The organism is Aeromonas rivipollensis, from assembly GCF_037811135.1.
In the GTDB taxonomy this organism is placed as follows: Bacteria; Pseudomonadota; Gammaproteobacteria; order Enterobacterales; family Aeromonadaceae; genus Aeromonas; species Aeromonas rivipollensis.
Map to the genome: position 1 here is coordinate 1145049 of NZ_CP149130.1, position 23243 is coordinate 1168291.

19 protein-coding genes are annotated in these 23243 nt (G+C 60.9%); 16 read left to right on the forward strand and 3 right to left on the reverse strand.

What is annotated here, in order from left to right; translation table 11 throughout:
• Nucleotides 1-96: 96 nt before the first annotated feature.
• The 3 genes from dapD to map form a co-directional block, all read right to left on the reverse strand.
• Nucleotides 97-924 carry a 2,3,4,5-tetrahydropyridine-2,6-dicarboxylate N-succinyltransferase gene (dapD, locus tag WIR04_RS05360; protein ID WP_025327920.1) on the reverse strand — a complete coding sequence of 276 codons (828 nt, stop codon included), beginning with the start codon at nt 922-924 and terminating at the stop codon, nt 97-99.
• Nucleotides 925-1100: 176 nt separating this feature from the next.
• Nucleotides 1101-3758 (reverse strand): bifunctional uridylyltransferase/uridylyl-removing protein GlnD, encoded by a 2658-nt coding sequence (gene glnD / locus WIR04_RS05365; RefSeq protein WP_338891056.1) that lies wholly within the window; start codon nt 3756-3758, stop codon nt 1101-1103.
• Between the two features lie 85 nt (nt 3759-3843).
• Complete coding sequence (gene map, locus WIR04_RS05370) at nt 3844-4632, reverse strand: type I methionyl aminopeptidase (protein ID WP_106886071.1); 789 nt, start codon at nt 4630-4632, stop codon at nt 3844-3846.
• 359 nt (nt 4633-4991) lie between these two features.
• On the opposite strand from map, the gene rpsB reads away from it, so the two are divergent.
• The 16 genes from rpsB (at nt 4992) to dnaE (ending at nt 23232) form a co-directional block, all read left to right on the forward strand.
• Nucleotides 4992-5720, forward strand: coding sequence for a 30S ribosomal protein S2 (rpsB, locus tag WIR04_RS05375; RefSeq protein ID WP_025327917.1), 729 nt, complete (start codon nt 4992-4994; stop codon nt 5718-5720).
• 104 nt (nt 5721-5824) lie between these two features.
• On the forward strand, nt 5825-6706 hold the full coding sequence (gene tsf, locus WIR04_RS05380; protein ID WP_338891060.1) for a translation elongation factor Ts: 882 nt from the start codon (nt 5825-5827) through the stop codon (nt 6704-6706).
• Between the two features lie 71 nt (nt 6707-6777).
• Nucleotides 6778-7512, forward strand: a complete 735-nt coding sequence (gene pyrH, locus WIR04_RS05385) for a UMP kinase (RefSeq protein WP_025327915.1) — start codon at nt 6778-6780, stop codon at nt 7510-7512.
• Nucleotides 7513-7608: 96 nt separating this feature from the next.
• A complete protein-coding gene (gene frr / locus WIR04_RS05390) occupies nt 7609-8166 on the forward strand; it encodes a ribosome recycling factor (RefSeq protein WP_025327914.1) in 558 nt (185 codons plus the stop codon).
• A gap of 72 nt (nt 8167-8238) precedes the next feature.
• On the forward strand, nt 8239-9015 hold the full coding sequence (gene uppS / locus WIR04_RS05395; RefSeq protein ID WP_139436553.1) for a polyprenyl diphosphate synthase: 777 nt from the start codon (nt 8239-8241) through the stop codon (nt 9013-9015).
• Between the two features lie 27 nt (nt 9016-9042).
• Nucleotides 9043-9900, forward strand: coding sequence for a phosphatidate cytidylyltransferase (locus WIR04_RS05400; RefSeq protein ID WP_025327912.1), 858 nt, complete (start codon nt 9043-9045; stop codon nt 9898-9900).
• Complete coding sequence (ispC, locus tag WIR04_RS05405) at nt 9900-11096, forward strand: 1-deoxy-D-xylulose-5-phosphate reductoisomerase (RefSeq protein WP_338891064.1); 1197 nt, start codon at nt 9900-9902, stop codon at nt 11094-11096. Before WIR04_RS05400 ends, ispC begins: the two co-directional genes overlap by 1 nt.
• Nucleotides 11097-11172: 76 nt before the next feature.
• Entirely contained in the window at nt 11173-12525 is a 1353-nt protein-coding gene (gene rseP, locus WIR04_RS05410) for a sigma E protease regulator RseP (RefSeq protein WP_338891066.1), read from the forward strand.
• A 34-nt stretch (nt 12526-12559) separates the two neighbouring features.
• Nucleotides 12560-14983, forward strand: coding sequence for an outer membrane protein assembly factor BamA (gene bamA / locus WIR04_RS05415; protein ID WP_338891068.1), 2424 nt, complete (start codon nt 12560-12562; stop codon nt 14981-14983).
• Nucleotides 14984-15131: 148 nt separating this feature from the next.
• On the forward strand, nt 15132-15644 hold the full coding sequence (locus WIR04_RS05420) for an OmpH family outer membrane protein (RefSeq protein WP_025327908.1): 513 nt from the start codon (nt 15132-15134) through the stop codon (nt 15642-15644).
• Between the two features lie 3 nt (nt 15645-15647).
• Nucleotides 15648-16667, forward strand: coding sequence for a UDP-3-O-(3-hydroxymyristoyl)glucosamine N-acyltransferase (gene lpxD, locus WIR04_RS05425; RefSeq protein ID WP_106887881.1), 1020 nt, complete (start codon nt 15648-15650; stop codon nt 16665-16667).
• Nucleotides 16668-16730: 63 nt separating this feature from the next.
• Nucleotides 16731-17153, forward strand: coding sequence for a 3-hydroxyacyl-ACP dehydratase FabZ (gene fabZ / locus WIR04_RS05430; protein ID WP_223302594.1), 423 nt, complete (start codon nt 16731-16733; stop codon nt 17151-17153).
• A gap of 2 nt (nt 17154-17155) precedes the next feature.
• Nucleotides 17156-17947, forward strand: a complete 792-nt coding sequence (gene lpxA / locus WIR04_RS05435) for an acyl-ACP--UDP-N-acetylglucosamine O-acyltransferase (RefSeq protein WP_082030063.1) — start codon at nt 17156-17158, stop codon at nt 17945-17947.
• Entirely contained in the window at nt 17940-19079 is a 1140-nt protein-coding gene (gene lpxB / locus WIR04_RS05440; RefSeq protein WP_307764114.1) for a lipid-A-disaccharide synthase, read from the forward strand. The genes lpxA and lpxB overlap by 8 nt, the downstream gene beginning before the upstream one ends.
• Nucleotides 19080-19159: 80 nt before the next feature.
• On the forward strand, nt 19160-19750 hold the full coding sequence (gene rnhB, locus WIR04_RS05445; RefSeq protein WP_111909931.1) for a ribonuclease HII: 591 nt from the start codon (nt 19160-19162) through the stop codon (nt 19748-19750).
• A 2-nt stretch (nt 19751-19752) separates the two neighbouring features.
• The gene (dnaE, locus tag WIR04_RS05450) at nt 19753-23232 is read left to right on the forward strand and encodes a DNA polymerase III subunit alpha (RefSeq protein ID WP_338891081.1); all 3480 of its coding nucleotides are present in this window, start codon (nt 19753-19755) and stop codon (nt 23230-23232) included.
• The last annotated feature ends 11 nt before the right edge of the window (nt 23233-23243 follow it).

Below are 23243 nucleotides of genomic sequence, written 5' to 3' on the forward strand. Positions count from 1 at the left end.
CCAGAGTCGTGCATGACGGCCAGCCAAATAGTCTGGCTGGGTTACCACCATAAAAAAGGGCGCCATCAGGCGCCCTTTTAATCACGGTAACGCGGATTACTCGTCGATGGAACGCAACAGGGCGTTGATGCCGACCTTGGCTCGGGTCTTGGCATCCACCTTCTTGACGATGACGGCGGCATACAGGCTGTACTTGCCGCACTTGGAGGGCAGGGAGCCGGAGACCACCACTGAACCGGCCGGCACGCGACCATAGTGGATCTCGCCGGTTTCGCGGTCATAGATGCGGGTGGACTGGCCGATGAAGACGCCCATGGAAATGACGGAACCTTCCTCGACGATGACCCCTTCAACCACTTCTGAGCGGGCACCGATGAAGCAGTTGTCCTCGATGATGGTCGGGTTAGCCTGCAGCGGCTCCAGTACGCCGCCGATGCCGACGCCGCCGGAGAGGTGCACGTTCTTGCCGATCTGGGCGCAGGAGCCCACTGTGGCCCAGGTATCGACCATGGTGCCTTCATCGACGAAGGCGCCGATGTTGACATAGGAGGGCATCAGCACTGTATTGGGGGCGATGAAGGAGCCCTTGCGAGCGGTGGCCGGCGGCACCACGCGCACGCCCGCCGCCTTGAACTGCTCGGCGCTGTAGTCGGAGAACTTGAGGGGAACCTTGTCGTAGTACTGGGCGTCGTCGCCCTTGATGATGCCGTTGTCATTGATACGGAAGTAGAGCAGCACGGCCTTCTTCAGCCACTGGTGGACGACCCACTCACCGGCAATCTTCTCGGCGACCCGGGCCTTGCCGGAGTCCAGCAGATCGATGGCCTCCAGGATGGCGGCCTTGGTGGCGGCATCGACGGAGCCGGGGGTGATGGAATCACGGCGCTCGAAGGCCGCTTCGATGGTCTGTTGCAACTGGGTCATGACAGGTTTCCTTTAAAAAATTCTGTTTGTTGTATCACACTTTTCCAATCGTTTTTAAGGGCTCTGGCCGATTTCTTCAAAAGAAAGGCGGTTTATTGTACTTGAGTGGCCCAACCACTTGTTCTGATTGATAAATCAGAACGATAAACGGCGTCTTGTGAAGCCTTTCCCGGGCCTTATCGCCCCTCCTCGTCCCCCTGCTCCTGGGGGTTGAGCTGATTGACCAGTCGCTCCTCCAGCGCCTGCTGTTCGGCCTGGTTCAGCGGCTCGCCTTCGAGGGTGGTGAGGCTGAAAAAGTCTTCTACCCGCTCGCCTATGGTGGTGATCTTGGCGGCATGCAGTTCGATGCCGCACTGCTGGAAGACGGCACCGATGCGGGCCAGCAGGCCCGGGGTATCCAGGGCGGTCAGCTCCAGCAGGGTGTGGCGGCTCTCCCCCTTCGTGGGTGAAGTGCGGGGCAAGAAGACCACCCGGGTCGGCACGCTGAACTGGCGGTGGCGCCGTGACAGGGGCTTGTTGCGTAGCACCAGCTTGCCCGGCTCCTGCAGCGCCTTCTCCAGCGCCTTCTTGATGGTGGCGGTGCGGTTGGGGCTGATGGGCTCGCCATTGGGTTCGAGCACGATGAAGGTGTCCAGCACATAGTCGTTGCGCGAATTCATGATCTGGGCGTCGTGGATGTTGAGGTTCTTCTGATCCAGCGCCGAGGCCACGGTGGCGAACAGATTCGGGGTGTCGCGGCAATAGATGAACACCTCGCTGCCGCCCCGGATGGGGTGTTTGCCGATGAGCACCAGGGGGGCAGGGTTGTCGCCGTGTGCGATGATCTTGCGGCAATGCCAGGCGATCTGCTCCGGGCTGTGGCGCAGGAAATAGTCGGCCTTGAAATCATTCCAGAGGGCGCTGACCGCTTCCTCGGGCACCTCGCGCTGGGCCAGGATCTGCCTGGCCTGACGCTGGTTCTCGCGGATCTTGAGGCGCATGTCCGGCGGGTTTTCCAGCCCCTGGCGGAGCGCCTTCTGGGTGGCGAAGTAGAGCTCCCGCAGCAATGTGCCTTTCCAGTCGTTCCACAGGGTGTCGTTGGTGGCGCAGATATCGGCCACGGTCAGGCAATAGAGCAGATCCAGGTGCAGTTCGTCGCGCACCTTGTGGGCGAAGTCGGTGACCACCTCGGGATCGTAGATGTCGCGGCGCTGGGCGGTGACCGACATCAGCAGGTGATGGCGCACCAGCCAGGCCACCAAGCGGCTCTCGTAGCGATCCAGTCCGTGCAACTGGCAGAACTCCAGCGCATCGACGGCGCCGAGCTCCGAGTGATCGCCGCGCCGTCCCTTGGCGATGTCGTGGAACAGGGCGGCGATGCTGAGCAGCTCCGGCTTGCGCAACTGGGTGAACACCTCGTGGCAGAGCGGGTGGGTCTGGCGGCTGGCCGGGTTCGGGAAGCGATGGATGTTCTGGAGCAGGCGATGGGTGTGCTCATCCACAGTGTAAGCGTGGAACATGTCGAACTGCATCTGGCCTACGATGAGGTTCCACTGGGGCAGATAGGCCGCGAGGATCCCGTACTTATGCATAAGAGTGAGGGGCTGGCCGATGCCGTTGGGGTGGCGCAGCAGCGCCATGAACAGACGACGGCATTCGGGCAAGTCCTGCAGCCAGCAGCTGAGGGTGCGTCTGGCCTCCCGCAGCTGGCGCAGGGTGGCGGAGTGGATGCCGGCGATGTCCGGGTGCTGGGCTATCTGGTAGAAGAGTCGCAGTATGGCGGCGGGGTCGCGGCCAAACAGCTCGGAGTCCACCGCATCGATGAGGCGGCCACGGAGCTGGAACTCGTCGCTGATGCGGCGTACATCCATGGCGGTGTTGCCGAGGATAGCCTCGTCAAACAGCTGCAGCAGCATCTCGTTGAGCTCGGCCACCCGCCGTACCGTCTGATAGAAGCGCTTCATCATCTGCTCGACCGGGCCGTTGCCTTCCCCCTCGAACCCCAGCATCTGGGCCACGGTACGCTGGCGATCGAACAAGAGGCGGTTGTCCCCCTTGTTGATGGCCATGTGCAGGGCGAAACGCACCTTCCACAGGAAGTTCTGGCAGTCGAGCAGCTCGCGGTACTCGGCCCGGTTGAGGAAGCCGTGGCTGGTCATCTCGAACAGTGTGGTGGCGCCGAAGTGGCGGCGGGCGACCCAGGCCAGGGTCTGGATGTCCCGCAGCCCGCCGGGATTGTTCTTGAGATCGGGTTCCAGCTTGTAGGCGGTGCCGAGAAACTGCTGGTGGCGCAGGCTCTGCTCCTCGCGCTTGGCGCGAAAGAAGGCCTCGCTCGGCCAGAAGTGCTGAGGCTGGGTGGCCGCCTGCAACTGCTCGAACCCCGCCAGGCGCCCGGTGATGTAGCGCGCTTCTATGAGGTTGGTGGCAACAGTGATATCGCTGCGGCCCTGCTCGATGCACTCGCTCACGTTGCGCACCGATTGCCCGACTTCCAGCTTGAGATCCCACAGCAAGGTGATGAACTCGCCGATGCGCAGCCCCAGCACCTCGTCCAGCTCGTCCCCTTCATAGAGGATGAGCAGGTCGATGTCGGAGTGGGGGTGCAGTTCACCCCGACCATAGCCGCCCACCGCGATCAGGGTCAGGCTGGTCTTGTCGAAGCCGAACTTGTGCCAGAGCCTGGTCAGCAGTGCGTCCATGTATTCGGAGCGGGTGGCCACCAGTTCGATGATGTTGTCGCCGGCATCGAAGCGCTCGTGCAGCCAGACAAGGAAGCGGCTCAGATACTCCTTGCAGTTGTCACGGGTGAGCTGGTCGTCGGGTAACAGGTGGGGGGAAAGCAGACTGGCATCCATGGCATCTCACACACAAGTGGCAGGCAAACGGCTGGAACGGGCAGTAAAAACCCCGGCGCTTTGAGGTCAGGGCCGGGGTTCGATGTTAGCTGTGTTTGATGACGCGGTCGATAGTGTCGTCGGGGCGCAAGGTGAGCACCTCGCAGCCATCCTCGGTGACCAGCAGGGTGTGTTCCCACTGGGCGGAGTCGCCGCCGTCCTTGGTGGTGACGGTCCAGCCATCCTTGGGATTGATGCGGCAGTGGTATTTCTTGCTGTTGACCATGGGCTCTATGGTGAAGCACATGCCCGGTTTCAGTTCCAGCTTGCCGCCGTTGCGGTAGTGCAGGATCTGCGGCTCTTCGTGGAACTCGCTGCCGATGCCGTGGCCGCAGTAGTCACGTACCACGGAGAAACCGGCCTGCTCGACGATGGGCTGGATCACGGCGCCGATCTCGGTGATGCACATGCCAGGACGCACCTGCTTGATGGCGGCGTACAGGCTCTCCTGCGCAACCTTGCACAGCTGGCGACGCAGGGGCGTGGTCTGGCCCACGATGAACATGGCGGAGGTGTCGCCGTGGTAGCCATCCTTGATGACGGTGATGTCCAGGTTGATGATGTCCCCTTCCCGCAGCTTCTTGTGATTGGGGATGCCGTGGCAGATCACATCATTGACCGAGGTGCAGATGGACTTGGGGAAGCCGTGATAGTTGAGCGGCGCGGGAATGGCCTGCTGTACCTCGACGATATGGTTGTGGCACAGGGTGTTCAGCTCGTCTGTGGTGACGCCAGCCTTGACATGGGGGGCGATCATGACCAGCACATCGGCGGCCAGCTGGCCGGCAATGCGCATCTTTTCAATCTCTTCCGGTGTCTTGATTTTAATGGACATGGGATCTCTCTTGGGGCCCGACTGCGCATCCTGCCGATGCCCAACAATCAGGTAATAAAAAATAGATGCGTTTGCAATCAGGGCAAAATTTTATCCCCAACCCCCGTTTACTTCCAGTGTGATCGTCATCGCAACGTCATCCAGCGGTCGCAGTCCCCGTCGGGATCCATTTTTAGCGGTCCACCTGGTGGTGTCCTGACCAAAGTTATGGTATAAAGCGCGCCGGAATGGGGAACTTGTGTCCTCATGCCATCACCCTTAATCAATAACACACACACATCGACACCTGTACCGGGGTGCCCCTTTGGGGTCGGTTACATGGGATGTGTGGAGGCCTAACCCCAATACAGAGGTATAAAATGGCTAAAGTTTCTATGCGCGACATGCTGCAAGCCGGCGTTCACTTCGGTCACCAGACTCGTTACTGGAACCCGAAAATGAAGTCCTACATCTTCGGCGCCCGCAGCAAGGTTCACATCATCAACTTGGAAAAAACCGTTCCGATGTTTGACGATGCCATGAACTTCATCAGCTCCGTAGCTGCCAAGAAGGGCAAGGTCCTGTTTGTAGGTACCAAGCGTGCCGCGTCTGAAGCCGTAAAAGAAGCCGCTGAGCGTTGCGACCAGTTCTATGTTAACCACCGCTGGCTGGGCGGCATGCTGACCAACTGGAAAACCGTTCGTCAGTCCATCAAGCGCCTGAAAGATCTGGAAACCCAGAGCCAAGACGGTACCTTTGACAAGCTGACCAAGAAAGAGGCGCTGATGCGTACTCGCGAAATGGACAAGCTGGAGAAGAGCCTGGGTGGTATCAAGAACATGGGCGGCCTGCCTGACGTTCTGTTCGTTGTCGATGCCGACCACGAGCACATCGCTATCAAAGAAGCCAATAACCTGGGTATCCCGGTAGTTTCCATCGTTGATACCAACTCCAACCCGGACGGCGTTGACTATGTCATCCCGGGTAACGACGACGCTATCCGTGCCGTACAGCTGTACCTGAATGCTGCTGCTGACACCGTACTGGAAGCTCGCGCTCAGGACATCGTTGTTCAAGCCGAACAAGATGGCTTCGTTGAAGCTGAGTAATTGATAAGGACTGTAAAGCCCTTATTAACCAAGCTGATGTAATTGGTTAGCAGGGGCCCTTGTGGCCCCTGTTTCTTGTCAATTCAAGACCGAGGATACTGGACATGGCTAACGTTACTGCCGCCCTGGTAAAAGAACTGCGCGAGCGCACTGCCGCTGGCATGATGGATTGCAAAAAAGCGCTGGAAGAAGCCGCTGGTGACATCGAGCTGGCCATCGAGAACATGCGCAAATCCGGTCAGGCCAAGGCCGCCAAGAAAGCGGGCCGTATCGCCGCTGAAGGCGTGATCTTCGCCCGTACCGAAGGCAACATTGCCGCCATGATCGAGCTGAACAGCGAAACCGACTTCGTCGCCAAAGACGCCAGCTTCATGGCCATGGGCCAGAAGATCGCCGACATCGCCGCGACCCAGAAAATTGCTGACATCGACGCCCTGAAGGCCGCCGATTTCGGTAACGGTGAGTCCGTTGAGCTGACCATCACCAACCTGATCGCCAAGATCGGTGAGAACATGAACCTGCGTCGCGTGATGCTGGTTGAAGGTGACAACCTGGGCACCTACGTACACGGTTCCCGTATCGGTGTTATCACCAAGCTGATCGGTGGTACTGCCGACCTGGCCAAAGATCTGGCCATGCACGTCGCTGCCAACAGCCCGCAGTTCGTCAAGCCTGAAGACGTGTCTGCTGAAGTCGTTGCCAAAGAGCGCGAAATTCAGATCGACATCGCCATCAACTCCGGCAAGCCGAAAGACATCGCCGAGAAGATGGTTGAAGGCCGCATGAAGAAGTTCACCGGTGAGGTTTCCCTGACTGGTCAACCCTTCGTGAAGGACCCGTCCATCACTGTGGCTGAGCTGCTGAAGAAAGAAGGCGCTGACGTTGTTTCCTTCACCCGTTTCGAAGTGGGCGAAGGCATCGAGAAGCAAGAGACCGATTTCGCGGCTGAAGTTGCAGCCCAGATCGCGGCCGCTCAAAAGGCCTAATCGAACCGGTTTTTCCGTTTCCCCAGACCGCGACTTATGTCGCGGTCTTTATATGACCAGGAATCAGTGACATGAGTACCAATCCCAAGCCTGCATACAGACGTGTTCTTCTGAAGTTGAGTGGTGAAGCCCTGCAAGGATCCGAGGGTTTTGGCATTGATCCAGCGGTGCTGGAGCGGATGGCCCAAGAGATCAAAGAGCTGGTTGAGCTGGGTGTTCAGGTCGGTCTGGTCATTGGCGGCGGCAACCTGTTCCGTGGTGCCGGTCTTGCCAAGGCGGGCATGAACCGCGTGGTGGGTGACCACATGGGCATGCTGGCGACCGTCATGAACGGCCTGGCCATGCGTGATGCCCTGCATCGTGCTTATGTGAATGCCCGTCTGATGTCTGCCATCTCCCTGCAGGGTGTCTGCGATTCCTACAGCTGGGCCGAGGCCATCAGCCAGCTGCGTGCCGGCAAGGTGGTGATCTTCTCCGCCGGTACCGGCAACCCCTTCTTCACCACCGACTCCGCAGCCTGCCTGCGCGGCATCGAGATCGAAGCCGACGTGGTGCTCAAGGCCACCAAGGTCGATGGTGTGTTCACCGATGATCCGGTCAAGAACCCGGATGCAGTGCTCTATCAAGAACTGAGTTATGATGAAGTTCTTGAAAAAGAACTCAAAGTGATGGATCTTGCTGCTTTTACCCTGGCCCGCGACCACGATCTGCCGATCCGGGTGTTCAACATGAACAAACCGGGTGCATTGCGTCGGGTTATCATGGGTGAGCCGGAAGGTACCCTGATCCACCACGTCAGCAAGTAAGACAAGCCTGAGCCGCCTGGCGCGCTTGTCCATTACGCCAGTAAACAAGATAGATACGGGCCGCATGCCGGCTCGTTCGCCAAAAGGAAAACCACTGTGATCAACGAGATTAAAAACGACGCCAAGGACCGCATGGCCAAGAGCGTAGAAGCGCTCAAGACCCAGATGTCCAAGATCCGTACCGGCCGCGCTCACCCGAGCCTGCTCGACGGTATCCAGGTGGAGTATTACGGTGCCGCCACTCCTCTGAAACAGTTGGCTAACGTAGTGGCAGAAGATGCCCGCACCCTGTCCATCTCCATCTTCGATCGCTCCATGATCCAGGCGGTGGAAAAAGCCATCCTGACCTCCGATCTGGGCCTGAACCCGTCCAGCAACGGCCAGACTCTGCGTGTGCCGCTGCCCCCGCTGACCGAAGAGCGTCGCCGCGATCTGACCAAGATCGTCCGTGCCGAAGCCGAAGGTGCCCGGGTTGCCGTGCGCAACATCCGTCGCGATGCCAACGCCGATCTGAAGGCTCTGCTGAAGGACAAGGAGATCTCCGAGGACGACGACCGTCGCGCCCAGGAAGAGATCCAGAAACTGACCGACGCCTTCGTCAAGCTGGTGGATGACGCCCTGGCCGCGAAGGAAAAGGAGCTAATGGAAATCTAAGCCTCCGACAGGTATATTACGAGCGCCGTGTAGTGCCCCTGCACGGCGCTTTTGTCTTTGTGGGAGAAATGAATGTCGCTTTTGGCAGCGCTAGGCGATAGCGCCAGCTCGTCCTTGCCTCGTCACGTCGCCATCATCATGGATGGCAATGGTCGCTGGGCTCAGAACCGTGGCAAGATGCGGGTCTCTGGCCACAAGGCGGGCGTGAAATCCGTGCGTGAGGCCGTGGCCTTTGCCGCCCGTGCCAAGATGGAGGCGCTGACCCTGTTCGCGTTCTCCAGTGAAAACTGGCGCCGCCCGGAAGGGGAGGTCAATGCCCTGATGGAGCTGTTCATGACGGTGCTTGGCCGCGAGGTGAACAAGTTGCACAGCAATGGCATCCGGCTCAAGGTGATAGGCGATACCGCCCGTTTCAGTGAGCGGCTGCAGGCCAAGATCGCCAAGGCCGAGGCCCTGACCGCCGGCAACCAGGGACTGACCCTCAACATCGCCGCCAACTATGGCGGCCAGTGGGACATCGCCCAGGCGGCCCGCAAGCTGGCTCGCGCCGTGGCAGCGGGCGAGCTGGATGCAGAGGCGGTCGATGAAGAGGCGCTGGCACGTCAGGTCTGCATGGCCGACCTGCCTCCGGTGGATCTGCTGATCCGCACCGGCGGGGATCATCGCATCAGCAATTTTGTGTTATGGCAGCTTGCTTATGCCGAGCTCTATTTTACCCCGGTCTTGTGGCCCGACTTTGACGAGGCCGAGTTCAGCGGGGCAGTTGCCTCCTTCGTTGCTCGCGAACGTCGCTTCGGGTGTACGGGTGAACAGATACGGGAATTGATCGCCGCGCAACAGACCGGCTAAACCCCGCTCCCAAGAGAGAGGTTTCTTTTGCTAAAACAACGAATTATTACCGCATTACTGTTAGTACCCCTGGTGTTGGGGGCACTGTTTTTCCTGCCATTGAAATTCTTTGCCCTGCTCGCTGCCCTGGTCTTTCTGCTGGCCAGCCGTGAGTGGAGCGCCTTCGTCTCTGCCCAGCCGCAACAATGGTTGCCGCTGGTATTCTGCCTGTTGCTCGGTGCCAGCCTGTTCTGGGTGCCGGTAGAGCAACTCTGGATCCCCCAGCTGCATCCGCTGGTGATGGGCGTGCTCTGGACTGCCATCAGCTGGTGGCTGCTCGGGCTGCTGCTGGTGCTGCGCTACCCCCGCAGCGCCAGGCTGTGGAAGGAGTCCGTCTGGCTCAAGTCCCTGTTCGGTCTGGTGACCCTGGTGCCCTTCTTCTGGTCCCTGGTGGCCATCCGCGGGTACAACTTCTATCACGACCCCATGATGGGGGCCTGGATCCTGCTGTTCGTCATGGGTCTGGTCTGGGCGGCAGATTCTGGCGCGTATTTTTTCGGCAAGGCGTTCGGCAAGCACAAGCTGGCGCCGGCCGTCAGCCCGGGTAAAACCATAGAGGGCATGCTGGGTGGGCTCTTTACCGCCAGCGTGCTGGCCATCGGCGTGACCTGGTTCATGGGCTTCGTGCCGGCCAAGATGGGGGTGATACTGCTCTGCTCCCTGCTGGCGGTGCTGGCGTCCGTGCTCGGCGATTTGACCGAAAGCATGTTCAAGCGGGAGGCCGGCATCAAGGATTCCGGCACCCTGCTGCCGGGCCACGGCGGCATTCTCGATCGCATCGACAGCCTGACGGCGGCGCTGCCCGTCTTCCTGCTCAGCTATCTGTTACTCGGTCAGGAGTTCTGATGCGCAATCTGGTCATTCTGGGAGCCTCCGGCTCCATCGGTCAGAGCACCCTCAAGGTGCTGCGGCAGAATCCGGGGCGCTGGCAGGTGCTGGCGCTGACTGCGGCTCGCAGCGTGGACGCCATGGTGCGGGACTGTCTTGAATTCTCCCCCCGTTTCGCCGTCATGGTGGATGAGAGCGCCGCCAGCGATCTGGCCGGGCGCCTCAAGACCCACGGCTGCGCCACCCGGGTGCTCTGCGGTCAGAGCGCCCTGTGCGAAGTGGCCGCTCACCCTGACGCCCACAGCGTCATGGCGGCTATCGTCGGTGCGGCGGGTCTGGCACCCACCATGGCCGCCGTGCGTGCCGGCAAGCGGATCCTGCTGGCCAACAAGGAGGCCCTGGTGATGTCCGGTGCCTTCTTCATGGAGGCGGTTCGCCACCATGGTGCCGAGCTGCTGCCCATCGACAGCGAACACAATGCGATTTTCCAGTGCCTGCCCGAGGCCATTCAGCGCGAGCCGGGCTTCTGCGATCTGGCGGGGGCGGGCATCAGCAAGATACTGCTGACCGGCTCAGGCGGCCCCTTCCGCTATACCGACATCGACGAGCTGGCCAGGGTCACGCCGGCCCAGGCGGTGGCGCACCCCAACTGGTCCATGGGGGCCAAGATCTCGGTGGACTCCGCCACCATGATCAACAAGGGGCTGGAGTACATAGAGGCGCGCTGGCTGTTCAACGCCCTCCCGGAGCAGATCCAGGTGGTGATCCACCCCCAGTCGGTGATCCACTCCATGGTGCAGTACAAGGACGGTTCAGTGCTGGCCCAGCTCGGCAACCCGGACATGTGTACCCCCATCGCCCACGCCCTGGCTTACCCGGCCAGGATTGAGTCCGGTGTGGAACCTTTGGATTTCTTCAATGTCGGAGAGTTCAGCTTTATCCGCCCCGACTACGCCCGTTATCCCTGCCTGGCACTGGCCATGGCGGCCTGCCAGCAAGGGCAGGCGGCGACGACCTCTCTCAATGCCGCCAATGAAGAGGCCGTCGCGGCTTTTCTTGCAGAGCGCATTGGATTTATGGATATTGCCAGAGTCAACGAATCCATCATGACGTCACTGGGCACCAGTGCCGCAGGTTCGCTGGAGGATCTGATTGCGCTGGATGGCAGGGCCCGTGCCCATGCCCAGCAACTGATAGAGGAGCTTGCCGTATGAACGGACTGTGGTGGCCTGGTGCCGCTCTCTACGCCCTCGAGCGCAGAACTGGACATGACCCCGAGGTGATCGGCTGATGGGCGCGTTGTTATGGAATATTGGCGCCTTCATCGTGGCCCTGGGGCTGCTGGTGGCGGTGCATGAATTTGGCCACTTCTGGGTAGCCCGCCGCTGCGGCGTCAAGGTCGAGCGTTTCTCCATCGGCTTTGGCAAGGCTATCTGGCGCCGCATCGGCAAGGATGGCACCGAATATGTGCTGGCCCTGATCCCGCTGGGGGGCTATGTCAAGATGCTGGACGGCCGGGTCGATGAACTCAAGCCGGGGGAGGAGGCACAGGCCTTCAACCACAAGAGCGTCTGGGCACGGATGGCCATAGTGGCGGCCGGCCCCATGGCAAACTTCGTGTTTGCCCTGTTCGCCTTCTGGCTGATGTTCATGATAGGGGTGCCCAGCGTCAAGCCGGTGGTGGGCGAGGTGCGCCCTGCGTCCATAGTAGCCCAGGCCGGCATAGAGCCTGGCATGGAGATCGTCGGCGTCGGCGACGAGGCCACCGGAGACTGGGAGAGCGTGACCTATGCCCTCATCAGCCATCTGGGAGACAAATCGGTACTGCTCAAGCTGAAGGCGCCAGGCGCCAGCTACGCCGTCGACAAGACGCTGATGCTGGATAGCTGGACCTTCGATCCGGACAAAGAGTCCCCCATCGGCAGCCTGGGGATAGTCCCTCTCGGCGGCAAGGTGCTGCCGGTGGTGCAGGCCATAGTGCCCTCGAGCGCCAGCGAGAAGGCGGGTCTGCAGGTGGGGGATCGCATCAAGGGCGTGGGTGATCAGGCGATCAACGAATGGACCGAATTTGTCGAGAGGGTGCAGCAGTCGCCGGAGCAGCCACTGCAGGTGACGGTGGAGCGCGAGGGCAGCGATCTGACCCTGACCCTGACCCCGGATGTGAAAAAAGTACGGGGCCAGCTGGTCGGTTTCGTCGGCCTGTCGCCGCAACTGGTTCCATTACCGGATGAGTATCGAGTTCTGTTACAGTATGGGCCTTTGCAAGCCCTGTGGCATGGGGTCCAGAAGACCTGGAGCCTGATCACGCTGACCTTCGACATGATCGGCAAGCTGATCGGTGGCATCGTCTCCCTGGACAACCTGAGCGGCCCCATCTCCATCGCCAAGGGGGCTGGCAGCAGCGCAGATTACGGGTTGGTCTATTTCCTCGGTTTCCTGGCGCTCATCAGCGTCAACCTGGGGATCATCAATCTGTTCCCCCTGCCGGTGCTGGATGGGGGCCATTTGGTCTACTTCCTCATCGAGGCAGTCACCGGCAAGCCGGTACCAGAAAAAATTCAGGAAATTGGGTTCAGGATCGGCGCCGCCATTCTGATGTTACTGATGGGCATTGCGCTGTTTAATGATTTCGCTCGCCTCTGAGGCTAGAGCATCAACAAGGACACATAAGAACAAAATGGCTGTTAAAAAAGCATTGGTGTTGAGTTGCCTGCTGGGAGCCAGCTTCCTGGCTCAGGCGGCCCCTGCCTCTTTTGTGGTGCAAGACATTCAGGTCGAGGGTCTGCAGCGGGTGACCCTGGGCGCCGCCCTGTTGAATCTGCCGGTCCGGGTCGGTGACTCCGTCGACTCGGTGGCCCTGGCCAACGCCATCAAGAAGCTCTATGCCTCCGGCAACTTCGAGGACGTCAAGGTCTATCGTGACGGCCAGGTGCTGCAAGTCGTGGTGAAGGAACGCCCGACCATCTCCAGCATCGAGTTTTCCGGCAACAAGGACATCAAGGAGGAGCAACTGACCCAGAGCCTGGAGTCCTCCGGCATCCGCGTCGGTGATCCCCTGGATCGTACCGTGCTGAGCTCCCTCGAGAAGGGACTCGAAGATTTCTACTACGGCGTGGGCAAGTACTCCGCCAAGGTCAAGGCCATAGTCACCCCGCTGCCCCGCAACCGGGTCGACCTCAAGTTCACCTTCGTGGAAGGGGAAGCGGCCAAGATCCAGCAGATCAACATCGTCGGCAACCAGGTGTTCCCGGAAGAGAAACTGCTGGCCCAGCTCTCCTTGAAGGACGACGTGCCCTGGTGGAACTTCACCGGCGATCAGCGCTATCAGAAGCAGAAGCTGGCCGGTGACATCGAAGTGCTGCGCTCCTACTACATGGACCGCGGCTACATCCGTTTCGCTCAGGAGTCCACCCAGGTCTCCATGACCCCGGACAAGAAGGGCGTCTACGTCACCCTGAACATCAAGGAAGGGGATCAGTACAAGGTCTCCGGCGTGCAGCTCAAGGGCGATCTCATCGACCGTGGCGGCGAGATGAAGGGGCTCATCCCCATAGAGGCAGGCAGCGTCTACTCCGCCAGCCAGGTGACCCACACCGAAGAGGTGCTCTCCAAGTTCCTCGGCCGTTATGGCTATGCCTACCCGAAGGTGGTCACCTTCCCCCAGGTCAATGACCAGACCAAGGAAGTCGAGCTCATCGTCAACATAGAGCCCGGCCCCCGTGTCTATGTGCGCAACATCAACTTCAGCGGCAACGTCACCACCAAGGACGAAGTGCTGCGTCGCGAGATGCGTCAGATGGAAGGCACCTGGCTCTCCTCCGACAACGTCGAGCAGTCCAAGACCCGTCTCAACCGCCTCGGCTTCTTCGAGACCGCGGAAGTGGACACCAAGCGGGTGGCGGGCAGCGACGATCAGGTCGATCTGGACTTCAAGGTCAAGGAGCAGCCGGCAGGCTCCATCAACGCCGGCATCGGCTACGGTACCGAGTCTGGTCTGAGTCTGCAGGCGGGCCTGCAGCAAGACAACTTCATGGGGACCGGCAAGAAGATCGGCATCAACGCCAGCACCAACGACTACTCGAAGAACATCGATCTCAGCTACAACGATCCCTACTTCACCGTCGATGGCGTCAGCCTGGGCGGCCGCCTCTACTACAACAAGTTCAGCGCGGCCGATGCCAACATCGTCGACTACGAGAACACCACCATAGGCTTCCGCCTCTCCAGCGGTTTCCCGGTCAACGAGAACAACCGTCTCGACTTCAGCCTCGGCTACGAGAACAACAAGCTGTCCCAGCCCAACCCCTATGTGCAGGTGGATGAGTTCTGGAAGGTGTACCAGGCCAACCTGGACGGCGACAACCGCATGGTGTTCAACACCGTGGACGTCACCGCCGGCTGGACCCGTTCCACCCTCAACAAGGGCCAGTTCCCGACCGCGGGTGACCGTCAGCGGGTGAACGCCAAGGTGACTGTGCCTGGCATGGACCTGCAGTACTTCAAGCTCAACGCCGAAGACGCCCATTACTTCCCGTTTGATGCCGACCACCAGTGGGTCATGCTGGCCAAGGCCCGCGCCTCTTACGGCAATGGCTACGGCAGCAACGGTGACTACGACCACGTGCTGCCCTTCTTCGAGAACTACTACGCCGGTGGCTTCGACACCCTGCGCGGCTTCAAGAGCAACACCGTCGGTCCTAAGGCGCTCTACTACTACAACCTGGGCGGTAACGATGTGATCCAGGGCACCGACAGCTCTGTGGGGGGCAATGCCCTGGCGGTGGCCTCCCTCGAGATGATAGTGCCGACACCCTTCGCGTCTGAAAGCTACCAGCCCCAGCTGCGTACCAGCTTCTTCATCGATGCCGGTACTGTGTGGGACACCACCTTCGAATATGGTCAGTACCAGAACCGTTGCTTCAGTGGTTGCAACTATCTGATGGACTATTCTGACCCCACCAATATCCGGATGTCTGCGGGTCTGTCACTGCAGTGGCTCTCCCCCATGGGACCCCTGGTGTTCGTGATTGCACAACCGCTCAAGAAATACGAAGGGGACGATACCGAAGTCTTCTCCTTCAACATCGGCCGTACCTTCTAAAGGCACGGACGCTCCCCCACTTCGGTGGGGGTATTCAATGATGGGACGCGCAGCTTGCGTGCCTCACCAGGTAACAAGCAGGTCCCAGAGATCGCTTGCACAATCAGGTAAATCAGGTAGCCCTCGACCGAGGGACCAAGGAGTAAGTGTGAATAAAGCGTTGAAAGTAGCTGGTTTGAGTTTTGCACTGATGGCTGCCGGTATGGGCTCCGCCTGGGCTGAGACCAAGATCGCCGTGGTCGACATGGGCGAAGTCTTCCAAAAGCTGCCCCAGCGTGAAGCCGTGGCCAAGAAGCTGAAGGGTGAGTTCGAGCCGCGCATGCGCGAGCTGCAGAAACTGGAATCCGACGGTCAGGCTCTGGTCGAGAAGTTCAAGAAGGACGAAGCCTTCATGAGCAACGAGCAGAAGAAGCAGAACCAGGAGAAGCTGGCCAAGCTGCAGATGGAGTTCAACCAGAAGCGTCAGGCGTTCGAGCAGGACAACGGCCGTCGTCAGGCTGAAGAGCGCAACAAGATCCTGACCAAGGTGCAGGCTGCCATCGATTCCATCGCCAAGAGCAATGGCTATGATCTGGTGCTGGAGCGCAATGCTGCTCCCTATGCCGCCAGCAAGCTGGACATCTCCAGCCAGGTTATCTCTCAGGTAAGCAAGAGCAACTAATTGATGGCATTCACTCTCGCACAGCTGGCCCAGCAACTGGGGGCCGAGGTCCATGGGGATGGGACCCGGGAAATCCGCAAGGTAGCGACACTGGAAAAAGCCGGGGAGGGGGAGATTGCCTTCCTGTCCAACAAGAAGTACCGGCATTTCCTGGAGCAGAGCAAGGCGACTGCCGTGCTCATCACTGAGGCGGACCTGCCGTTTTGCCCCACCAATGCCCTGGTGCTCAAAGACCCCTATGTGGGGTTTGCCCGGGTAGCCCAACTGCTGGACACCACACCGCAGCCGGCCACGGATATACATCCGAGTGCCGTCATAGCGGCGGATGTGCAACTGGGCGAGAGAGTGGCCATCGGCGCCAATGCGGTCATCGAATCCGGCGTCGTGCTGGGGGATGATGTCCGCATAGGTCCGGGCTGTTTCGTTGGCAAGAATACCCGACTGGGAGCACGCTCCCGGTTGTGGGCCAACGTCACCCTGTATCATAACGTGACCCTGGGCACGGATTGTCTGGTGCAAGCCGGCACAGTGATCGGGGCCGACGGTTTCGGTTATGCCAACGAGCGTGGCGAGTGGATCAAGATCCCCCAGCTCGGTGGCGTGACCATAGGCAACCGGGTGGAAATCGGTGCCTGCACCACCATAGACCGCGGTGCCCTGGAAGACACCCGCATCGCGGACAACGTCATCATCGACAACCAGTGCCAGATCGCCCACAACGTCGAGATTGGCTACGGCACCGCCGTGGCGGGCTCGACCGTGATGGCCGGTAGTCTCAAGGTCGGCAAATACTGTATCATTGGCGGCGCCTCCGTCTTTAACGGGCACATGGAGATCTGCGACCAGGCCACCGTCACCGGTATGGCCATGGTGATGCGACCCATTACCGAGCCCGGCATCTACTCTTCCGGCATCCCCCTGCAAACCAATAAAGAGTGGCGCAAGACCGCCGCCCGGGTGATGCGTATCGAAGAGATGCACAAGCGGTTGAGCCGACTTGAGAAAAAGCTGGATCAAGAATAATCACGATTGGTATAGGGTACTGTTTTGACTACTGAAAAGAAAAGCCTGGGGATCCAGGAAATCATGGATCTGCTGCCCCACCGTTATCCGTTCCTGATGGTGGACAAGGTGGAAAATTACGAGATCAGCGATGAGCGCAAGACCCTGCGCGCCATCAAGAACGTCTCGTTCAACGAGCCGATCTTCCAGGGGCACTTCCCGGCCAAGCCGGTGTTCCCCGGCGTGCTGATCCTGGAGGCCATGGCCCAGGCGACCGGTATCCTGGCCTTTACCATGGTGGGCAAGCCGTCCCCCAATGAGCTCTATTACTTCGCCTCCATCGACAATGCCCGCTTCAAGCGTCCGGTCGGCCCTGGCGATCAGCTGGTGCTCGACGTAGAGTTCCTGAAGGAGCGTCGCGGCATCGCCAAGTTCACCGGCGTTGCCACCGTCGACGGTGAAGTGGTCTGTACCGCCGAACTGATGTGTGCCAAACGCGAGGTGTAACCGTGATCGACCAGACTGCCATCATCCACGATACCGCCATCGTCCATGAGTCTGCCGTGATCGGCAAAGGGGTTGAAATCGGCCCCTTTACCGTTATCGGTGCCGAGGTGGAGATAGGTGACGACACCTGGGTGGGTTCCCACGTGGTGATCAAGGGCCCGACCAAGATCGGTCGCGGCAACAAGATCTTCCAGCACACCTCCATCGGTGAGGATTGCCAGGACAAGAAGTACGCCGGTGAGCGTACCTTCCTCGAGATCGGTGATAACAACGTGTTTCGCGAGAACTGCACAGTGCACCGCGGCACCACCCAGGACCAGAGCCTGACCAAGGTCGGCAGCGGCAACCTCTTCATGGTCAACGTCCACGTGGCCCACGACTGCATGATCGGTGACAACTGCATCTTCGCCAACAACGCGACCCTGGCGGGCCACGTTCACATCGGCGACTTCGTGATCTTCGGCGGTCTGTCTGCCATCCATCAGTTCGGCCGCGTCGGCTCCCACGCCTTCGTCGGTGGCTGCGCCGCCCTGAACAAGGACGTGCCCCCCTACGTGATGGCCGCAGGCAACTACGCCAAGCCGTTCGGGGTCAACTCCGAAGGCCTGCGTCGTCGTGGCTTCACGCCCGAAGCCATCTCGGCCGTCAAGCGTGCCTACAAGGAGATCTTCCGCTCCGGCAAGACCATCGAAGAGGTGTTGCCGGTACTGAGCGAGATGGCGGCCACCGAGCCGGCCGTCCAGCTCTATGTGGATTTCCTCAAGGACAACGAGCGCGGGATCATCCGTGCCTAAGCCTATCCGCATCGGCATAGTCGCCGGAGAGACCTCCGGCGATATCCTGGCTGCCGGTCTGGTGCGCGAGCTGCTGGCTCGCTATCCCGATGCCCAGTTCGAAGGGATCGCCGGGCCGCGCATGCAGGCCCTGGGCGTCAAGGCCCTGTTCGAGATGGAGGAGCTTTCCGTCATGGGCATCAGCGAGGTGCTGGGACGTCTGCCCCGGATCCTCCAGGTGCGCCGCGAGCTGCTGCGTCACTTTATCGCCAATCCCCCTGACATCTTCGTCGGGGTGGATGCACCTGATTTCAATATCGGGGTGGAGCTGAAACTGCGCCGCGCCGGTATCAAGACGGTCCACTACGTCAGCCCCTCGGTCTGGGCCTGGCGTCAGGGCCGTATTCACAAGATCAAGGCCGCCACCGACATGGTGCTCGCCTTCCTGCCGTTCGAGAAAGCCTTCTACGACCGTTTCGACGCCCCTTGCCGCTTTGTCGGCCACACCATGGCGGACGACATTCCCCTGGTGCCGGATCAGCGGGAGATGCGCGAGGCACTCGGCCTGGAGCCGGGCCGCCGCTGGCTGGCGGTGTTGCCGGGCAGCCGCAGCGCCGAAGTCGGCTTCATGTCTCCCGTCTTCCTCGAGGCGTGCAAGCACCTGACGGTGCACTGCCCGGATCTCGGCTTCATAGTGCCGCTGGTGAACGAGACGCGGCGCGAGCAGTTCCTCGCCATCAAGGCCGAAGTGGCGCCGGATCTTGACATGGTGCTGCTGGACGGTCAGGGCCGTGAGGCCATGATCGCCGCCGACGTGGTGATGCTGGCGTCCGGCACGGCCGCGCTGGAAGCCATGCTGGTGAAGCGGCCCATGGTGGTGGGTTACAAGCTCAAGCCGCTCAGCTACTGGCTGGCCCAGTGGCTGGTGAAGACGGAGTACGTCTCCCTGCCGAATCTGCTGGCAGACAGGATGCTGGTGCCCGAGCTCATCCAGCACGAGTGCACCCCGGCCAATCTGGTGGAAGAGGTCAGCAAGTTGCTGGAGCATGACAACAGCGAGCTCATCGCCACCTTCACCAAGTTGCACCAGAAGATCCGTTGCAACGCCGATGTGCAGGCCGCCGAGGCGGTGGCCGAGCTGCTCGACAGTTAGGGTGGCTGGCGGCGCGCTTTTGGCGTTATGTTGTGCTGATACTGGCCCTGCGGGGCCGGTTTTGATTCAAGGCCTGTGATATGACGATCGATATTCCACAAGACAAGCTGGTTGCCGGGGTTGACGAGGTGGGCCGTGGCCCCCTGGTGGGTGACGTGGTCACCGCCGCCGTGATCCTGGATCCCGCCAATCCCATTGAAGGCCTCGCCGACTCCAAGAAGCTCTCCGAGAAGAAGCGCCTCGCCCTCTATGGCGAGATCAAGGCAAAGGCCCTGGCCTGGTCCATCGGCCGCGCCACCCCGGATGAGATCGACCAGCTCAACATACTGCACGCCACCATGCTGGCCATGCAGCGCGCCGTGGCGGGCCTCTCCATGACACCCGAGCTGGTCTTTATCGACGGCAACCGCTGCCCAAGCTTGCCGATGGAGGCGCGTGCCGTGGTCAAGGGCGACAGCCTGGTGGCCGCCATCAGCGCCGCCTCCATCCTCGCCAAGGTGACTCGTGACGCCGAGATGACCGAGCTGGACAGCCGTCATCCCGAGTACGGCTTCGCCCGCCACAAGGGCTATCCCACTGCCGAACACCTCGCCATATTGGCCGAGCGCGGCCCCCTGCCCGAATATCGGCAGAGCTTCAAACCGGTGCGCCGGGCGCTGGGGATCGAATAACCATGGCCGATCCTCGTTTCGTCCACCTGCGGGTCCACTCCGACTTCTCCATGGTCGATGGCCTGCAAAAGATTGGCCCCATCGTCTCGGCGGCCGCGGCCAACAACATGCCGGCCCTGGCCCTGACAGATCAGATGAACATGTGCGGCCTGGTGCGCTTCTATGGCTCGGCCCACGGCAAGGGGATCAAGCCCATCGTCGGGGCGGATTTCTGGGTACAGAGCGATGAGCTCGGCGACGAGCAGTTCCGCCTCACCCTGCTCGCCATGGACAACGACGGCTACCAGAACATCACCCTGCTCATCTCCCGCGGCTACCAGCGCGGTCACGTGCAGGGGCGCCCCGTCATCGACAAGGGCTGGCTGGTCGAGCATGCCAAGGGGGTGATAGTGCTCTCGGGCGGTCGGGAGGGGGATCTGGGCAAGTTCCTGCTCAAGGGCAACCGCCAGATGGTGGAGCAGAGCCTCGCCTTCTACCGGACCCACTTCCCGGATGCCTACTACCTGGAGCTGCTGCGTACCGGCCGTCCCGACGAGGAGGTCTACCTGCACATGGCGGTGGCCATCGCCGCCGAGTTCGAGCTGCCGGTGGTGGCCACCAACGAGGTGGTCTTCCTCGGGGCCGATGACTTCGATGCCCACGAGATCCGGGTCGCCATCCACGACGGTTACACCCTGATGGACAAGCGCCGTCCGCGCCGCTACAGCCCGCAGCAGTACCTGCGCAGCCAGGAGGAGATGGCCGAGCTGTTCGCCGACATTCCCGAGGCGCTGGAGAACACGGTGGAGATCGCCAAGCGCTGCAACGTGACGGTGCGTCTCGGCGAATACTTCCTGCCGAACTTCCCGACCGGTGACATGACCACCGAAGACTTCCTGGTGATGAAGTCCAAGGAGGGGCTGGAAGACCGCCTGGCCTTCCTGTTCCCGGATCCGCAAGTGCGCGCCGCCAAGCGTGGCGAGTACGACGAGCGCCTCGACATCGAGCTCAAGGTGATCAACCAGATGGGCTTCCCGGGTTACTTCCTCATAGTGATGGAGTTTATCCAGTGGTCCAAGGACAACGGCATTCCGGTTGGCCCGGGCCGGGGCTCGGGGGCGGGATCCCTGGTGGCTTACGCCCTCAAGATCACCGATCTGGATCCCCTCGAGTTTGATCTGCTGTTCGAACGTTTCCTCAACCCCGAGCGGGTCTCCATGCCCGACTTCGACGTCGACTTCTGCATGGACAGACGGGACGAGGTGATAGAGCACGTCTCCGAGATGTATGGCCGGGAGGCGGTGTCCCAGATCATCACCTTCGGCAGCATGGCGGCCAAGGCGGTGGTGCGGGACGTGGGCCGGGTGCTGGGCCACGCCTACGGGTTCGTGGATCGCATCTCCAAGCTCATTCCGCCGGATCCGGGCATGACGCTCGCCAAGGCGTTCGAGGTCGAGCCCAAGCTGCCGGAGCTCTACGAGCAGGACGAGGAGGTCAAGGACCTCATCGACATGGCGCGCCGGCTGGAAGGTGTGGTGCGCAACGCCGGCAAACACGCCGGCGGCGTGGTGATAGCCCCCACCAAGATCACCGACTTCGCGCCGCTCTACTGCGACGATTCCGGCCATCACCCTGTTACCCAGTTCGACAAGAACGACGTGGAATACGCGGGGCTGGTGAAGTTCGACTTCCTGGGGCTGCGGACCCTCACCATCATCGACTGGGCGCTCGGCATGATCAACCCGCGCCTGGCCAAGGAGGGCAAACCGCCGGTCGACATCGCCGCCATCCCCATCGACGACAAGAAGTCGTTCGCGCTGTTGCAGCGCTTCGAGACCACGGCGGTGTTCCAGCTCGAATCCCGCGGCATGAAGGATCTGATCAAGCGGCTGCAGCCCGACTGCTTCGAAGACATGATCGCCCTGGTGGCCCTGTTCCGTCCGGGGCCGCTGCAGTCCGGCATGGTGGACAACTTCATCGAGCGCAAGCACGGCAAGGAGGCCATCTCCTACCCGGACGAGAAGTGGCAGCACGAGAGCCTCAAACCCATACTGGAGCCCACCTACGGCATCATCCTCTATCAGGAGCAGGTGATGCAGATCGCCCAGACCCTGGCGGGTTATACCCTGGGTGGGGCGGACATGCTGCGCCGGGCCATGGGCAAGAAGAAACCCGAGGAGATGGCCAAGCAGCGGGCCGGCTTCGAGGAGGGGGCGGTCAAGAACGGCGTCGACGGCGAGCTGGCGATCAAGATCTTCGATCTGGTGGAGAAGTTTGCGGGCTACGGCTTCAACAAGTCCCACTCCGCCGCCTATGCGCTGGTCTCCTACCAGACCCTCTGGCTCAAGACCCACTTCCCGGCGGAGTTCATGGCGGCGGTAATGACCGCCGACATGGACAACACCGACAAGATAGTGACCCTGGTGGACGAGTGCCAGCGCATGGGGCTCACCGTCATACCCCCCGACGTGAATACCGGCCGCTATCGCTTCTCGGTCAACGAGGACGGTCATATCGTCTATGGCATAGGCGCGGTGAAAGGGGTCGGCGAAGGCCCCATAGATGCGATTCTCAGCGCGCGGGATCAGGACGGGCCCTTCCGGGATCTGTTCGACTTCTGCAACAGAGTCGACATCAAGAAGCTCAACAAGAGGGTGATGGAAAAGCTCATCCTCTCCGGCGCCATGGACCGACTGGGCCCGCACCGCGCCGCCCTGATGGCGACGCTGGAAGAGGCCATGCGCGCCGCCGAGCAGCACGCCAAGGCGCAGGCGGTGGGGCAGGTCGACATGTTCGGGGTGCTCACCGAGGAGATAGACGACGTCAAGAAGGCGTTCGCCAATGTGCCGCACTGGCCCGACAAGGTGTGGCTGGAGGGGGAGCGCGAGACCCTCGGGCTCTACCTCACCGGCCACCCCATCAACCAGTACAGCGGCGAGCTGCGTCGCTACACCTCGGGCCGTCTGTGCGATCTGCATCCCACCTCCCGGGATACGGTGACCACGGCAGCCGGGCTGGTGATCGCGGCCCGCAGCATGGTGACCAAGCGCGGCAACAAGATGGGGATCTTCACCCTGGACGACAGATCCGGCCGTCTGGATGTGACCCTCTTCAGTGAAGCGCTGGAAAAATACGAAGAATTGATGCAAAAAGACCGTATTTTAGTGGTTTCTGGACAGGTCAGCTTTGATGACTTCTCCGGTGGCCTTAAAATGTCGGCCCGCGAATTGCTGGATATCAACGATGCGAGGGAGCGTTTCGCCAGGGCGATCCGCCTTTCCCTCGATGAACAACGCATTGACGAACGCTTTTTCCCGCGTTTGTGCGAGATTTTGGAGCCCGCCCGTGCCGGAGTCTGTCCGGTTCAGGTAAACTATCGTCGGCCCGGCTCCCGGGCGCGATTGACGCTCGGTACCGAGTGGCGGGTGACGCCCACCGATCAACTGATAGATGACTTGCGAGTCCTGCTTGGACGAGAGCGGGTTGAATTGGTTTTTGATTAGAGGATCTATTG

Coding starts and splice junctions, on each gene's coding strand:
- tsf (WP_338891060.1), top strand. CDS start 5,825: ATGGCTAACGTTACTGCCGCCCTGGTAAAAGAACTGCGCGAGCGCACT.
- rseP (WP_338891066.1), top strand. CDS start 11,173: ATGGGCGCGTTGTTATGGAATATTGGCGCCTTCATCGTGGCCCTGGGG.
- uppS (WP_139436553.1), top strand. CDS start 8,239: ATGTCGCTTTTGGCAGCGCTAGGCGATAGCGCCAGCTCGTCCTTGCCT.
- rpsB (WP_025327917.1), top strand. CDS start 4,992: ATGGCTAAAGTTTCTATGCGCGACATGCTGCAAGCCGGCGTTCACTTC.
- dnaE (WP_338891081.1), top strand. CDS start 19,753: ATGGCCGATCCTCGTTTCGTCCACCTGCGGGTCCACTCCGACTTCTCC.
- dapD (WP_025327920.1), bottom strand. CDS start 924: ATGACCCAGTTGCAACAGACCATCGAAGCGGCCTTCGAGCGCCGTGAT.
- fabZ (WP_223302594.1), top strand. CDS start 16,731: ATGGATCTGCTGCCCCACCGTTATCCGTTCCTGATGGTGGACAAGGTG.
- ispC (WP_338891064.1), top strand. CDS start 9,900: ATGCGCAATCTGGTCATTCTGGGAGCCTCCGGCTCCATCGGTCAGAGC.
- pyrH (WP_025327915.1), top strand. CDS start 6,778: ATGAGTACCAATCCCAAGCCTGCATACAGACGTGTTCTTCTGAAGTTG.
- map (WP_106886071.1), bottom strand. CDS start 4,632: ATGTCCATTAAAATCAAGACACCGGAAGAGATTGAAAAGATGCGCATT.
- rnhB (WP_111909931.1), top strand. CDS start 19,160: ATGACGATCGATATTCCACAAGACAAGCTGGTTGCCGGGGTTGACGAG.
- lpxD (WP_106887881.1), top strand. CDS start 15,648: ATGGCATTCACTCTCGCACAGCTGGCCCAGCAACTGGGGGCCGAGGTC.
- glnD (WP_338891056.1), bottom strand. CDS start 3,758: ATGGATGCCAGTCTGCTTTCCCCCCACCTGTTACCCGACGACCAGCTC.
- bamA (WP_338891068.1), top strand. CDS start 12,560: ATGGCTGTTAAAAAAGCATTGGTGTTGAGTTGCCTGCTGGGAGCCAGC.